The organism is Burkholderia sp. Ac-20345 (genome assembly GCF_017104825.1).
GTDB lineage: Bacteria > Pseudomonadota > Gammaproteobacteria > Burkholderiales > Burkholderiaceae > Burkholderia > Burkholderia lata_B.
Map to the genome: position 1 here is coordinate 1 of NZ_JAAGPO010000008.1, position 12861 is coordinate 12861.

The following is a 12861-nucleotide window of genomic DNA, read 5'->3' on the forward strand; positions in this document are numbered from 1 at the left end:
TCGACGTCGGCACGCTCGTGACGGCGGGCGGCACGCCGGGCAGCCCGGGGCTGTCGGGCGAACTGTTCCACCTCGAGCAGACCGACACGCTGCGCGTGTTCGTCGACGTGCCGCAAGACAGCGCGGCGGCGACGGCAATGGCGGCAACGGGCACGGCCAGCTTGCGGCCGCGTCGGGGCCGCGGCGTGTCGGGCGGCATCGTCTCCGCTTCGGCAGCCGGCGGCGGGGCGAGGGATTCGGTCGAGTCGTTCATGATGGTTTCGAAGTCGGGCGAGTCGAAGGGAAGCGGCATGCATCCGCGATCAGGGCAGGACCGGCGTGTCCTGCGCGCGGCGTGCGGCAGCCGCGTCGCGGCGCCGGTCGAGCCACGCATGGACGAAGCCGAACACGACGGGCACGAACAGCAGCGTCGACACCGTGCCGAACGCAAGGCCGCCGATCACCGCGCGGCCGAGCGGCGCGTTCTGTTCGCCGCCGTCGCCGAGGCCGAGCGCCATCGGCAACATGCCGATCAGCATCGCGAGCGCGGTCATCACGACCGGGCGGAAGCGGCTGAACCCCGCATCGAGCGCGGCCTGCCACGGTGGTGTTCCGGCGGCGACCAGCTCGCGCGCCGCATTGACGACAAGGATGCTGTTCGCCGTCGCGATGCCGATGCACAGGATCGTGCCGGTCAGCGCGGGCACCGACAGCGTCGTGTTCGTGACGAACAGCATCCACGCGATGCCCGCGAGCGACGCGGGCAGGCCGCTGACGATCACGAGCGGGTCGAGCCACGACTGGAAATTGACGACCATCAGCAGGTAGACCAGCGCGATGGCGAGCACGAGGCCGCTCAGCAGCCCCGCGAACGACTGGTGCATCGCCTGCACCTGGCCGCGCAGCACGATCGACGAGCCGGGCGGCAGTTGTGCGCGTGCCGCGTCGACGAGCTTCGTCACGTCGGCGGTCACGCCGCCGAGGTCGCGATCCTGTACCGACGCGAAGATGTCGAGCACCGGCTGCACGTTGTAATGCGACACGACGGCCTGCTGTTCGGCGCGCGAGAAGGTGCCCAGCGTGCCGAGCAGGTTCTGCACGGGCGCGCCGGCCGCGGGGCCGCCCGCGGGCGTTTGCGGCGACTGCGCGGCGGTCGGCATCGCGATGTTTGCGAGCGACTGCAGCGAGTTGACGTCGTATTGCGGCGTCTGCACCAGCACCGGATAGCTGACGCCGTTGGCCGGGTTCAGCCAGAAGTTCGGCGTGGTCTGCGAGCTGCCGGACAGCGCGATCAGCAGGTTCTGCGACACGTCGCGCTGCTGCAGCCCGGCCTGGATCGCCTTGGTGCGATCGACGTCGACGTTGATCGCGGGTTCGTCGCCCGGCTGCTGGATGCGTGCGTCGACAAGCCCGCGCACGCCGCGCAGCTGCGCGAGCAGCCGGTTCGCGACCGCGCGGTTCTGGTCGAGCTTGTTGCCGACGATCTGGATGTCGATCGGCGCGGGCAGCCCGAAGTTGAGGATCTGGCTGACGATATCGGCCGGCAGGAACGCGAAGGTCACGCCGGGGAACGCCTGGTTCAGCAGATTGCGCAACTGCGTAACGTATTGCGCGGTCGGGCGGTGGTTGGATTTCAGCGTGATCATGATGTCGGCGTCGCCGGAGCCGATCGGGTCGGACGAGTCGTAGGTCAGGTTGATCCCGCTGACCGGTACGCCGATGTTGTCGAGCACGCCGGCCAGTTCGTTCGCCGGGATCGCCGAGCGGATTCGCGCCTCGACTTCGTCGGTCAGGCGCGCGGTCTGCTCGATCCGCGTGCCGGTCGGCGCGCGCAGGTGCAGCCGGATCTCGCCGGTATCGACCGACGGGAAGAAATCCTGCCCCGCGACGGCGAACAGGCCGGCAGAGGCGACGCACGCGAGCAGGAACGCGGCCGCGAAGCGGCGCCGGTTCGCGATCGCGGCCGACAGCAACGCGCGGTAACACGCGCGCACTGCCTCGAAGCGGCGCTCGAAGCCGGCCTGGAAACGCGCGAAGCGGGCGAACACGCCGCGCGGCGGCTTGCCGTGGCCCTTGGCGCGCATCAGCACCATCGCGAGCGTCGGGATCAGCGTGCGCGAGAAGAAGTACGACGCGATCATCGCAAAGATCACCGCTTCGGCCATCGGCACGAACAGGTAGCGCGCGACGCCCGTCAGCAGGAACATCGGCGCGAACACGATGCAGATCGACAACGTCGACACGAAGGTCGGCACCGCGATCTCGCCCGCGCCGGTCAGGATCGCCTCCTCGAGCGGCGCGCCGCGCTCGAGGTGATGCGTGATGTTCTCGATCGCGACGGTCGCGTCGTCGACGAGAATCCCGACCGCGAGCGCGAGCCCGCCGAGCGTCATGATGTTGATCGTCTCGCCGAGCACGGACAGCGCGCACAGCGATGTCAGCACCGCCAGCGGGATTGTCACCGCGATGATCAGCGTCGCGCGCCAGCTGCCGAGGAACAGCAGGATCATCAGCGCGGTCAGGCACGCGGCGATCACCGCTTCGCGCGCGACGCCCTGGATCGCCGATTTCACGAACACCGACTGGTCGCCGAGCGGCGTGATGTGCAGCGCCTTCGGCAGGCCGGCCGCGATCTTCGGCAGCAGCGCCTTCACCTGGCCGATGATCGTGAGCGTCGATGCGCTGCCGGTCTTCTCGACCGTCAGCAGCGCCGCGCGCTTGCCGTCGCTGCGCACGATGTTGGTCTGCGGTGCATAGCCGTCACGCACGTGGGCGACGTCGCGCACATAGACGACGTTGCCGCCGACGGTCTTGACCGGCAGGTCGTTCAGCGCGGCGACCGTCTGCGTGCTGCCGTTCATCTGCACGTTGTATTCGCGCCCGCCGATCTTCGCGGTGCCGCCGGGCAGGATCAGGTTCTGCGCGTTGATCGCGTTGACCACGTCGATCGGCGCGAGCCCCTTGGCCTGCAACGCGCGCATGTTCAGATCGACGACGACCTCGGGCACCTTGCCGCCGAACGGCAGCGGCACGGCCGCGCCCTGGACGGTGGCGAGCTGCGTGCGGATGAAGCTGTTGCCGAGGTCGTACAGCTGCTGCTCGGCAAGCGTGTTGCTCGACAGCCCGAGCTGCAGGATCGGCACCGTCGACGCGTTGTACGTGATGATGTTCGGCGGCAGCGTGCCGGGCGGCAGGATGCGCAAGATCGACGCGGAGTTGCTCGACGCTTCCGCGATCGCGCGATTGATGTCCGCACCGGGGTGGAAGAAGATCTTCACGACCGACACGCCGTTCAGCGATTGCGACTCGATATGTTCGATGTCGTCGACGTCGGAGGTCAGCGCGCGCTCGTAGTTCGTCGTGATGCGCTTGGCCATGTCCTCGGCCGAGAAGCCGTTGTACGACCACACGATGCTGACGACCGGGATGTTGATGTTCGGGAAGATGTCGGTCGGCGTGCGCAGGATCGCGAGCGCCCCCGCGATGAAGATCAGCAGCGCGAGCACGACGAACGTATAGGGCCTGCGCAACGCCAGCCGGACGATCCACATGATGTTTTCCTCGAAGCAGGGCAGGGAAGACGCATTCGATGCGACGAGCGTGCAGTCTGACGGCGCCGCGTTGACCCGGCCCTGACTCGAAGATTACGAAACCGTTATCTGCGCGCGGGCCGGCAGATTTCAAAACTGTCATCCGGCGGTCAGCGTCGTGCCGGCCGCGGTCACCAGAATGAAGGTGTCGGGCGGCGAACCGCATCCGCGGTCCCGCCGGCGGCGCATCGACGATGCGTCCTCATCGAACCGTTCTGGAGAGTTTCATCATGAATCGCAGACTGATCGCAGCCGCCGCGCTGCTCGCCCTCGCAATCGGCACGCCGGTGGCCGCCTTCGCACAAACTTCGTCGTCCGGCTTGACGCGCGCCGACGTGATCGCCGACCTGGTCCAGGCGCAGCGCGACGGCACCGTGCCGACGTCGAACTGGGACTATCCGCCGAGCACACAGACGGTTGCGCGCAATCGCGAACTCTATGCGATCGCGCACGGCGAGCAGGCCACCGCGACCGCGACTGCATCGACGCCGGTGCCGTCCGTCAGCGCGCAGTGAAGCGGGAGTCGGGCAATGAAGGTTCTTTCCCGACTGGCGATCGCCGCGCTGCTCGCGGCGGCGGTCGCGCCGGCCTTTGCGCGCGGGCAGCCGCAACTTCCCGATGACGACGGCGGGCGCGCCAGCGTGCTGCGCGAGTTGAACCCGACGCGGGCGACCGGCGACGCGCGGCCGCCCGCTGCCGGCGTCCCGTCGAACCGGCATGGCGAGACGGGCAGGAAGGACGCGACCAGCCGGAGCTGAGTGTCGTCGAGCGCTGCGGCGACGGACGTCATGCGACAGCGTTTCGCGGTCGCTTCCTCAACGCGTGTTCGGCGACACTTCAGCCGCCGCAGGGATCTTCCTGTTGCCGGCATGGCTGTCCCCTGCGATGGGGCTCAAAGCCCGCGTATTTCGCCAGTCGATACCCGACGCGACGCACTGCAGTGTTCGATCGCCGAAATTCGGCATCCAACAAGAAATTCCGCTTAGCGCAACAACGAAACGTTACCGATCGGCGAGATGCTTCGACTGCCCGGGCAGCGCCTCGCCCAGCTTCTCCAGCAGGAAATCGGCAAACACCGTGACAGCGGGCGCCAACGGCGGGCGGCCCGTGTAGACGAGCTGCAGCCCGAGGTCGCTGCTCGACCGTCGATATGAGGGCAGCACGCGCACCAGCTTCCCTTGCTCGATGCCCGGTTCCGCGAGCAACTGCGGCAGCAGCGCGACCCCGAGCCCGGCGATGCAGGCCTGCACCACCACGCGCATGTCGTTGACCGAGAAGCGGCTGTCGATCGAGATTTCCTGGGTGCCGCGCGGCCCCTGCAGGCGCCACATGCTGCGGCCCTGGCGGCCGGACACCGTCAGGCAGTCGTGGTCGGCGAGTTCGCGCGGCGTGCGCGGCGTGCCGCACCGTTCCAGATAGGCGGGGCTCGCGGCGAGGATCATCGTGCCCGGTGCGATCCGGCGCACGCGAAAGCTGCTGCCGGTCTCGATCCCCATGCGCAAGGCGAGGTCGATGCGCTCGCCGATCAGATCGGACGGCGTGTCGTCGAGCAGGAAGTCGATGCTGATCTGCGGATAGCGCGCATAGAACTCGGCCAGCCATTCCAGCCGGAAAATTTCGAACAGGCCGGCCATCGCCGTCACGCGCACGGTGCCGGACGGTTCCTGCCCGTCCGCATGCAGCCGCTCGATCTCGAAGATCCGGTCGAGCGCCGGCGCATAGCGCTCGAACAGCGCCTGCCCCTCCGTGCTCGGCGCGAGCTTGCGGGTCGAGCGATGCAGCAGGCGCGTGCCGAGTTGCCCTTCGAGCTGGTCGATGCGCCGGCTCAGCGTATTGGCCGGCATGCGCAGGCGGCGCGCGGCTTCCGAGAAGCTGCCGGCGCGGACGACCTGGACGAACAGCGCGAGGTCATTCAGATCGAGCATCGGATTCCTCCAAAAATGGATTAATCAAATCCTATTTATCCGTCTAGTGTAAAGCAGCTTCAATCTTCATACTGCTCTCACACTACAGACGAACCTCTACGTTCCAGGGAGAAAGAGTTGAAGAAGCATCTGATGATCGCCGCAGGCGCACTGGCAGCGTCGCTGTCGTTCCCGGCGTTTGCCGAAAGCGTCACGTACCAGTTCGACCCGAGCCACACGTACCCGAGCTTCGAGGCTGACCACATGGGCGGCCTGTCGGTCTGGCGCGGCAAGTTCGACAAGTCGAGCGGCACCGTGACGCTTGACCGCGCGGCGAAGACGGGCACGGTCGACGTGACGACCGACATCGCGTCGATCCACACCGGCAGTACGAAGCTCGACGAGCATCTGCAGACGGCCGAATTCTTCGACGTCGCGAAGTTCCCGCAGGCGAACTACAAGGGCACGATCAAGTTCAACGGCGACAAGCCGGTGTCGGTGGTCGGCAACCTGACGCTGCATGGCGTCACGAAGCCGGTGACGCTGAAGATCGATTCGTTCAAGTGCATGCCGCACCCGATGCTCAAGCGTGAAGTGTGCGGCGTCGACGCCGTCGGCGAATTCGACCGCAGCGATTTCGGCCTCGACTACGGCAAGCAGTACGGCTTCAGGATGAAGACGAAGCTGCTGATCACGGCCGAAGCGCTCAAACAGTAATTCCGTTCGGAGAACACACGCATGAAACTGCTCCATATCGATTCCAGCATCCTCGGCCAGGGCTCCGTCAGCCGCGAACTGTCGGCGGAAGTCGTCGCGACGTTCCGCGCCCGCGATCCGGGCCTCACGGTCACGCGCCTCGATCTCGCCGCTACGCCGATCGGCCATCTGACGGCGGACCACCTGGCCGCCGCGCAAGGCGCCCCGATTTCCGACGCGCTGAAGGCGGACGTCGAGATCGGCCAGCGCGCGCTCGACGAATTTCTCGCGGCGGACATCGTGGTGATCGGCGCGCCGATGTACAACTTCGGCATCGCATCGCAACTGAAGGCGTGGATCGACCGCATCTCGGTGGCCGGCACGACGTTCCGTTACGGCGAGAACGGGCCGGTCGGGTTGTGCGGCGGCAAGAAGCTGGTCGTTGCGTCGTCGCGCGGCGGCGTGTACAGCGAAGGTTCGCCTGCCGCGGCGTTCGATCATCAGGAAACCTATCTGAAAGCGGCGTTCGGCTTCCTGGGCATCACGGACATCACGTTCATCCGCGCGGAAGGCGTGGCGATGGGGCCGGACCTGCGCAGCGGCGCCATCGCATCGGCGAAGGAAGCGGCGGCTGCGCTCGCGGCCTGATGCCACGCGCCCGAGACTGACCAGCGGAGAACCACCATGTCACCTGTCACGCAGCCCGCCGACGTCGATGTCGCCGTCGCCAGCCGTCACGTCATCTTCCGCACGCGCGGCCGCGCGCACGGGCCGATCGTCCGGATGGTGAGCCCGTCCGACGTCGGCGAGATGATCAAGCCGTTCGTCTTTCTCGATCTGGTCGATACGCAAGCGTCGATCGGGTCGGGCTTCGGCTGGCATCCGCATTCGGGGATCGCCACGCTCACGCTCGTGATCGACGGTCGAGGCAGCTATGCCGAATCCACCGGCCACGAAGGCACGACCGTGGCGGGCGACATCGAATGGATGAGCGCCGGTCGCGGAGTCTGGCATACCGGTACCGTCGTGCCGCCGGTCAAGGTGTTCCAGCTGTGGGTTGCATTGCCGCCGGAGCGCGAGCTGGCGCCGGCCTTCAGCCAGCATCTGTCGATCGCCGACATCCCGTCGGACGGTCCGGCGCGCGTGCTGCTCGGCCGCAGCGGCGACGCGGTCAGCCCGATCGATGCGCCGCCGGGCATCCACTACGTCGTCGTGCAGCTCAAGGCCGGCGAGCGCTGGACCTGCCGGCCGCAGCCGGGCTGCAGCGTCGGCTGGACCGCCGTGATGGACGGCAGCCTGCGCGTACCGGATCCGGTCGGCCAGGGCGAACTCGTGGTGTTCGACCCGTCCGACGCGGCGATCGAATTCGAAGCGGTGACCGATGTGCGCTTCGTGGTCGGCACGGCCGTTCCGCATCCGCACGATCTGCATCTGGGCAACTACTCGGTGCACACGAGCGCAGCCGCGCTGGTGGAGGGCGAGCGCGAGATCGTGCGCATCGGCCACGAACTGCGCGCGAAGGGCGCGTTGCGCTGATCCGGCAGGCGCTGTTGCATGGCGGCGCACGGCATCGACGTACGGGCTTGCTGGCGGGCGCTCATCGCACGCTGCCCGGCGAGTGGCTGGCATTTTCTGCCCGACGCAGGCCGATATCTTTGTGAAGTGGCCGGCGCATTCCCCGAATGCGCCGGCCTTCGCGCGTTCAAAACGACCCCGCAGGCGCACCGAAGCCATCGTCTCCATGTGCTTAGGTGTTTATACGTATGCCGATTTCGATATCGCCTCAATCCAATATTTCATTGGAAGGTTATCGGGCTTGTTTCTAGACTGATGCGGGGCGTGCAGACCGGGCCGGCTCGATGCACCGCCCGTCACAGCCCCGACCCGCGCGGGCCCACGCAGAAACAGAACAGCGCCGCGGCAGACAACGACATCATCGGAGACGAACCATGACATTCATCAGGAAGCTGGCGGCCGGCGCGATCGTTGCCGCGGCGACGGTGCTGGCTGGCGGCGCGTACGCGCAGCAGAAGCCGATCACGCTCGGGTTCTCGCAGGTCGGCGCGGAGAGCGCGTGGCGCACCGCGAACACCGTGTCGGTGAAGGGCGCGGCGAAGGACGCCGGCATCAACCTGAAATTCTCGGATGCGCAGCAGAAGCAGGAGAACCAGATTCGTGCGATCCGCTCGTTCATCGCGCAGAAGGTCGACGTGATCGCGTTCTCGCCGGTCGTCGAATCGGGCTGGGAGCCCGTGCTGACCGAAGCGAAGGCCGCGCACATCCCGGTGATCCTGACCGACCGCGGGGTCGACGTGAAGGATCCGTCGCTGTACGTGACGATGATCGGTTCGGACTTCCTCGAGGAAGGGCGGCGCGCCGGCCACTGGATGGAAGAGCATTACAAGAATGACGCAGGCCCGATCAACATCGTCGAGCTGCAGGGCACGGTCGGTTCGGCACCGGCCAACGACCGGCGTGCCGGCCTGCTCGAAGTGATCAAGAGCAATCCGAAATTCAAGGTGATCGCGTCGCAGAGCGGCGATTTCACGCTCGCCGGCGGCAAGCAGGTGATGGAAGCGTTCGCGAAGACCTACGGCAAGCAGATCAACGTCGTCTACGCGCACAACGACGACATGGCGCTCGGCGCGATCCAGGCGATGGAGGAAGCGGGGATCAAGCCCGGCAAGGACGTGAGCGTCGTGTCGTTCGACGCGACCAAGGGCGGTTTCCAGGCGATGGTCGCCGGCAAGATCAACGTCGACGTCGAATGCAGCCCGCTGCTCGGCCCGCAACTGATGAGCGCGGTGAAGGACGTCGTCGCCGGCAAGCCGCTGCCCAAGCGCATCGTCACGAACGAGACCGTGTTCCCGATGAACGTCGCGGCGCAGGTGCTGCCGACCCGCAAGTACTGAGCACGCGCTGACAATCCGGCACGGGCGGCGGCGTGGCGGCCGCCCGGATGGCAACCGCTCCGAGGGAGGGTTCATGACGAATCCGCCGGTGGTCGAGATGATCGGCATCGACAAGTCGTTTCCGGGCGTCAGCGCGCTGCAGCGCGTGGACTTCCGGCTGTTTCCGGGCGAGATCCACGCGCTGATGGGCCAGAACGGCGCGGGCAAGTCGACGCTGATCAACGTGCTCACCGGCGTGCATGCGCACGACGCGGGCGAGATTCGCGTCGGCGGTGAGCCCGTGCGCTTCGCCGCGCCGCGCGAGGCCGAGGCGGCCGGCATCCAGACGCTCTACCAGGAAGTGAACCTGTGCGCGAACCTGTCGGTCGCGGAGAACATCTTCGCGGGTCGGCAGCCGATGCGGCGGGGCGCGATCGACTGGAACACGATCCATGCGCGCTCGCGCGCCGCGCTGGCCGAACTCGACCTGTCGCTCGACGTCACGCGCTCGCTCGACGCGTATCCGATCGCGGTGCAGCAGATGGTCGCGATCGCACGGGCCGTGTCGGTCGACGCGCGCGTGCTGATCCTCGACGAACCGACGTCGAGCCTCGACGACGGCGAGGTCGCGCGGCTGTTCGACGTGCTGCGCCGCCTGAAGGCGTCGGGCATCGCGATCCTGTTCGTCACGCACTTTCTCGAGCAGACCTATGCGGTGTCGGACCGGATCACCGTGATGCGCAACGGCGAGCGCGAAGGCGAGTACCTGGCGCGCGACCTGCCGGTCGATGTGCTCGTCGCGAAAATGACCGGCCGCGAGCGGATGTCCGACACGCTGCAGGCGGGCGCCGCGGCCGTCGAGCGCACCGCCGGCGAGGCGGAACCGTTCCTGTCGATGCAGCAGGTCGGGCGGCGCGGGATGATGAGCCCGCTCGACCTCGACGTGCGGCCCGGCGAGATCGTCGGGCTGGCCGGGCTGCTCGGCTCGGGGCGCACCGAAACCGCGCAGCTGGCATTCGCGGCGGAACGCACGGACACCGGCGCGATCGAGATCGACGGCGCGCGCACGCGGCTCGCGTCGCCGCACGACGCGGTGCGGCACGGGATCGCGTACTGCCCGGAGGACCGCAAGAAGGAGGGCATCGTCGCCGCGCTGTCGATCCGCGAGAACATCGTCCTCGCGCTGCAGGCGCGGCGCGGCTGGTGGCGGCTGATCGGGCGTGCGCGCCAGCGCGAGCTCGCCGATACGTACATCGCGCGGCTCGGCATCAAGGCGCGCGACGCGGAGCAGCCGATCGGCCTGCTGTCGGGCGGCAACCAGCAGAAGGTGCTGCTCGCGCGCTGGCTCGCGACGGAACCGAAGCTGCTGATCCTCGACGAGCCGACGCGCGGCATCGACGTCGCCGCGAAGTTCGACATCATGGAGCGCGTGCTTGCGCTGTGCGCGCAGGGGCTCGCGATCCTGTTCATCTCGTCGGAGATCAGTGAAGTCGTGCGCGTGAGCCACCGGATCGCGGTGTTGCGCGATCGTCGCAAGGTCGCCGAACTGACCGGTGCCGACGCATCCGAGGAGCAGGTTTACCGGTTGATCGCGGGAGGCCAGTCATGACGCTGCTGCGCACACTGTTCCGTCACTCGCTCGTATGGCCCGTGCTGACGCTCGTGCTGCTGTTCGCGCTCGACGTCGCGCATCGCCCGGGCTTCCTGTCGATCACGCTGCTCGACGGTCACCTGTTCGGCGCGCCGGTCGACATCCTGAACCGCGCGGCGCCGCTCGTGATCGTGTCGCTCGGGATGACGCTCGTGATCGCGACGCGCGGGATCGACATCTCGGTCGGCGCGATCGTCGCAATCGCGGGGGCTGCCGCGGCGATCGTGCTCGATGCGGACCCGTCGCGGGTCGGCCTGGCGCTGGCCGCCGCACTCGGCGTCGGGCTGCTCGCGGGCGCGTGGAACGGGCTGCTCGTCGCATTCGTCGGGATGCAGCCGATCATCGCGACACTGATCCTGATGGTGGCCGGCCGCGGCATCGCGCAACTGCTGACGGGCGGCCAGATCATCCCGATCGGCGCGCCCGGCTACCTCGCGCTCGGCGGCGGCTATCTCGCGGCCGTGCCGTGCGCGGTGTGGATCGCTGTCGCGACGATCGCCGCGACCGCGCTGCTGGTGAACCGCACGGCGCTCGGGCTGTTCATCCGCGCGATCGGCGTGAACCCGGTCGCGACGCGGCTCGTCGGGTTGCGCTCGGGCGCGGTCGTGTTCGGCGTGTATCTGTGTTCCGGCGCGATGTCGGCGCTCGCCGGCATCCTCGCGAGCTCGAACGTGCGTAGCGCCGACGGCAACAACGCGGGGCTGCTGCTCGAACTCGACGCGATCCTCGCGGTGACGCTCGGCGGCACGTCGCTGCTCGGCGGCCGCTTCAGCCTCGCGGGCTCGGTGCTCGGCGCGCTGATCATCCAGACGCTCACCTACACGACCTATTCGATCGGCGTGCCGCCGGAGGCGACGCTCGTCGTCAAGGCGGTCGTCGTGATCGTCGTGACGCTGATCCAGTCGGACGCGGCGCGCGCGCTGGTCGTCCGGCACGCGTCGCGGCTGCTGTCTTCCGCGCGTTCGCGCGCCACTTCCGGAGCGACGCCGCGATGAACCGACTCCTTGGCCGGCTTGCCGACCCGCGCACGCTGCCGATCGTCGTGACGATCGTGCTGTTCGCCGCGCTGTTCGGCTTCGGGTCCGTGACGTACACGGGCTTTTTCTCGATGCAGGTGCTCACCGGGCTGCTCGTCGACAACGCATTCCTGCTGATCGTCGCGATCGGGATGACGTTCGTGATCGTGTCGGGCGGCATCGACCTGTCGGTCGGCTCGGTCGTCGCGCTGACGACCATCTTCTGCGCGGTCGGCGCCGAGCGGCTGCACTGGCCCGTGTGGGTGATCGTGCCGCTGGTGCTCGCGTTCGGCGCGCTGTACGGCGCGGCGATGGGCGCATTGATCCATTACTTCCGGCTGCAACCGTTCATCGTCACGCTGGCCGGGATGTTCCTCGCGCGCGGCGCGTGCTTCCTGATCACGACGCAGTCGATCACGATCAACGAGCCGGTGTTCCATGCGATCGCTGGCATCAGCGTGCCGGTGGGCGGCGGCACGCTGAGCGCAGGTGCGCTGATCGCGCTCGCGACGCTGGGCGGCGCGATCTACGTTGCGCATTTCACGCGCTTCGGCCGCAACGTGTACGCGATCGGCGGCAACGAGCGTTCGGCGCTGCTGATGGGGCTGCCGGTCGCGCGCACGAAGATCGGCGTGTACGCGTTGAGCGGCTTCTGTTCGGCGCTCGGCGGTGTGGTGTTCACGCTGTATGTGCTGTCGGGTTACGGGCTGCAGGCACAGGGGATGGAACTCGATGCGATCGCCGCGACCGTGATCGGCGGCACGCTGCTGACGGGTGGCGTGGGCTACGTGATCGGCTCGGTGTTCGGTGTCGGCATTCTCGGCACGATCCAGGTGCTGATCACGTTCGACGGCACGTTGAGTTCGTGGTGGACGCGGATCGTGATCGGCGCGCTGCTGTGCGTGTTCTGCGTGCTGCAACGGGTGATCGAACGGCACGCGGCGCGGCGGCGCACGGGCGGCACGGGGCTCGGGGCGCCGAGGCCGAAACGCGGCCCCGCACAGGCGCGACCGGCATCGCCCGATGAGGATGCCGCGCTGGTTTCGACGATGCAGCGGCTGTAGCGCGCGTATCGTCCGGCAGGGGTAACGGCACGAAGCGTCGTGGCGTGACGGTGGGCGATGTGATGCGCGG

General features: G+C 67.9%; 12 protein-coding genes. 9 read left to right on the top strand and 3 right to left on the bottom strand.

What is annotated here, in order from left to right:
• Together G3O06_RS05630 and G3O06_RS05635 are read right to left on the bottom strand one after the other, a co-directional pair.
• Positions 1–253: hypothetical protein (locus tag G3O06_RS05630; protein ID WP_205815429.1), on the bottom strand; the 253-nt coding region annotated here is incomplete at its 3' end.
• 49 nt (positions 254–302) lie between these two features.
• Complete coding sequence (locus G3O06_RS05635; protein WP_205815354.1) at positions 303–3530, bottom strand: efflux RND transporter permease subunit; 3228 nt, start codon at positions 3528–3530, stop codon at positions 303–305.
• A 269-nt stretch (positions 3531–3799) separates the two neighbouring features.
• Here G3O06_RS05635 and G3O06_RS05640 point away from each other — a divergent pair, with 269 nt between their 5' ends.
• The gene (locus tag G3O06_RS05640; protein ID WP_174967093.1) at positions 3800–4084 is read left to right on the top strand and encodes a DUF4148 domain-containing protein; all 285 of its coding nucleotides are present in this window, start codon (positions 3800–3802) and stop codon (positions 4082–4084) included.
• A gap of 15 nt (positions 4085–4099) precedes the next feature.
• Entirely contained in the window at positions 4100–4327 is a 228-nt protein-coding gene (locus G3O06_RS05645; protein ID WP_174996672.1) for a hypothetical protein, read from the top strand.
• A 243-nt stretch (positions 4328–4570) separates the two neighbouring features.
• On the opposite strand, the gene G3O06_RS05650 is transcribed toward G3O06_RS05645, so the two are convergent.
• Entirely contained in the window at positions 4571–5494 is a 924-nt protein-coding gene (locus G3O06_RS05650; protein WP_174967091.1) for a LysR family transcriptional regulator, read from the bottom strand.
• A 117-nt stretch (positions 5495–5611) separates the two neighbouring features.
• Here G3O06_RS05650 and G3O06_RS05655 point away from each other — a divergent pair, with 117 nt between their 5' ends.
• The 7 genes from G3O06_RS05655 to yjfF all read left to right on the top strand — a co-directional run bounded on the left by G3O06_RS05655 (position 5612) and on the right by yjfF (position 12791).
• Positions 5612–6190 (top strand): YceI family protein, encoded by a 579-nt coding sequence (locus G3O06_RS05655; RefSeq protein ID WP_205815355.1) that lies wholly within the window; start codon positions 5612–5614, stop codon positions 6188–6190.
• A 21-nt stretch (positions 6191–6211) separates the two neighbouring features.
• Positions 6212–6817 carry an FMN-dependent NADH-azoreductase gene (locus tag G3O06_RS05660; RefSeq protein ID WP_174996674.1) on the top strand — a complete coding sequence of 202 codons (606 nt, stop codon included), beginning with the start codon at positions 6212–6214 and terminating at the stop codon, positions 6815–6817.
• A gap of 36 nt (positions 6818–6853) precedes the next feature.
• A complete protein-coding gene (locus tag G3O06_RS05665; protein WP_205815356.1) occupies positions 6854–7705 on the top strand; it encodes a pirin family protein in 852 nt (283 codons plus the stop codon).
• 413 nt (positions 7706–8118) lie between these two features.
• Positions 8119–9081, top strand: a complete 963-nt coding sequence (locus G3O06_RS05670; protein WP_174981650.1) for an ABC transporter substrate-binding protein — start codon at positions 8119–8121, stop codon at positions 9079–9081.
• A 73-nt stretch (positions 9082–9154) separates the two neighbouring features.
• Positions 9155–10669, top strand: coding sequence for a sugar ABC transporter ATP-binding protein (locus tag G3O06_RS05675; protein WP_205815357.1), 1515 nt, complete (start codon positions 9155–9157; stop codon positions 10667–10669).
• A complete protein-coding gene (locus G3O06_RS05680; RefSeq protein ID WP_205815358.1) occupies positions 10666–11706 on the top strand; it encodes an ABC transporter permease in 1041 nt (346 codons plus the stop codon). Before G3O06_RS05675 ends, G3O06_RS05680 begins: the two co-directional genes overlap by 4 nt.
• Positions 11703–12791, top strand: a complete 1089-nt coding sequence (yjfF, locus tag G3O06_RS05685) for a galactofuranose ABC transporter, permease protein YjfF (protein ID WP_205815359.1) — start codon at positions 11703–11705, stop codon at positions 12789–12791. Before G3O06_RS05680 ends, yjfF begins: the two co-directional genes overlap by 4 nt.
• Positions 12792–12861: the final 70 nt, after the last annotated feature.

Coding starts and splice junctions, on each gene's coding strand:
- G3O06_RS05635 (WP_205815354.1), bottom strand. CDS start 3,530: ATGTGGATCGTCCGGCTGGCGTTGCGCAGGCCCTATACGTTCGTCGTG.
- G3O06_RS05665 (WP_205815356.1), top strand. CDS start 6,854: ATGTCACCTGTCACGCAGCCCGCCGACGTCGATGTCGCCGTCGCCAGC.
- G3O06_RS05660 (WP_174996674.1), top strand. CDS start 6,212: ATGAAACTGCTCCATATCGATTCCAGCATCCTCGGCCAGGGCTCCGTC.
- G3O06_RS05640 (WP_174967093.1), top strand. CDS start 3,800: ATGAATCGCAGACTGATCGCAGCCGCCGCGCTGCTCGCCCTCGCAATC.
- G3O06_RS05670 (WP_174981650.1), top strand. CDS start 8,119: ATGACATTCATCAGGAAGCTGGCGGCCGGCGCGATCGTTGCCGCGGCG.
- G3O06_RS05680 (WP_205815358.1), top strand. CDS start 10,666: ATGACGCTGCTGCGCACACTGTTCCGTCACTCGCTCGTATGGCCCGTG.
- yjfF (WP_205815359.1), top strand. CDS start 11,703: ATGAACCGACTCCTTGGCCGGCTTGCCGACCCGCGCACGCTGCCGATC.
- G3O06_RS05675 (WP_205815357.1), top strand. CDS start 9,155: ATGACGAATCCGCCGGTGGTCGAGATGATCGGCATCGACAAGTCGTTT.
- G3O06_RS05645 (WP_174996672.1), top strand. CDS start 4,100: ATGAAGGTTCTTTCCCGACTGGCGATCGCCGCGCTGCTCGCGGCGGCG.
- G3O06_RS05650 (WP_174967091.1), bottom strand. CDS start 5,494: ATGCTCGATCTGAATGACCTCGCGCTGTTCGTCCAGGTCGTCCGCGCC.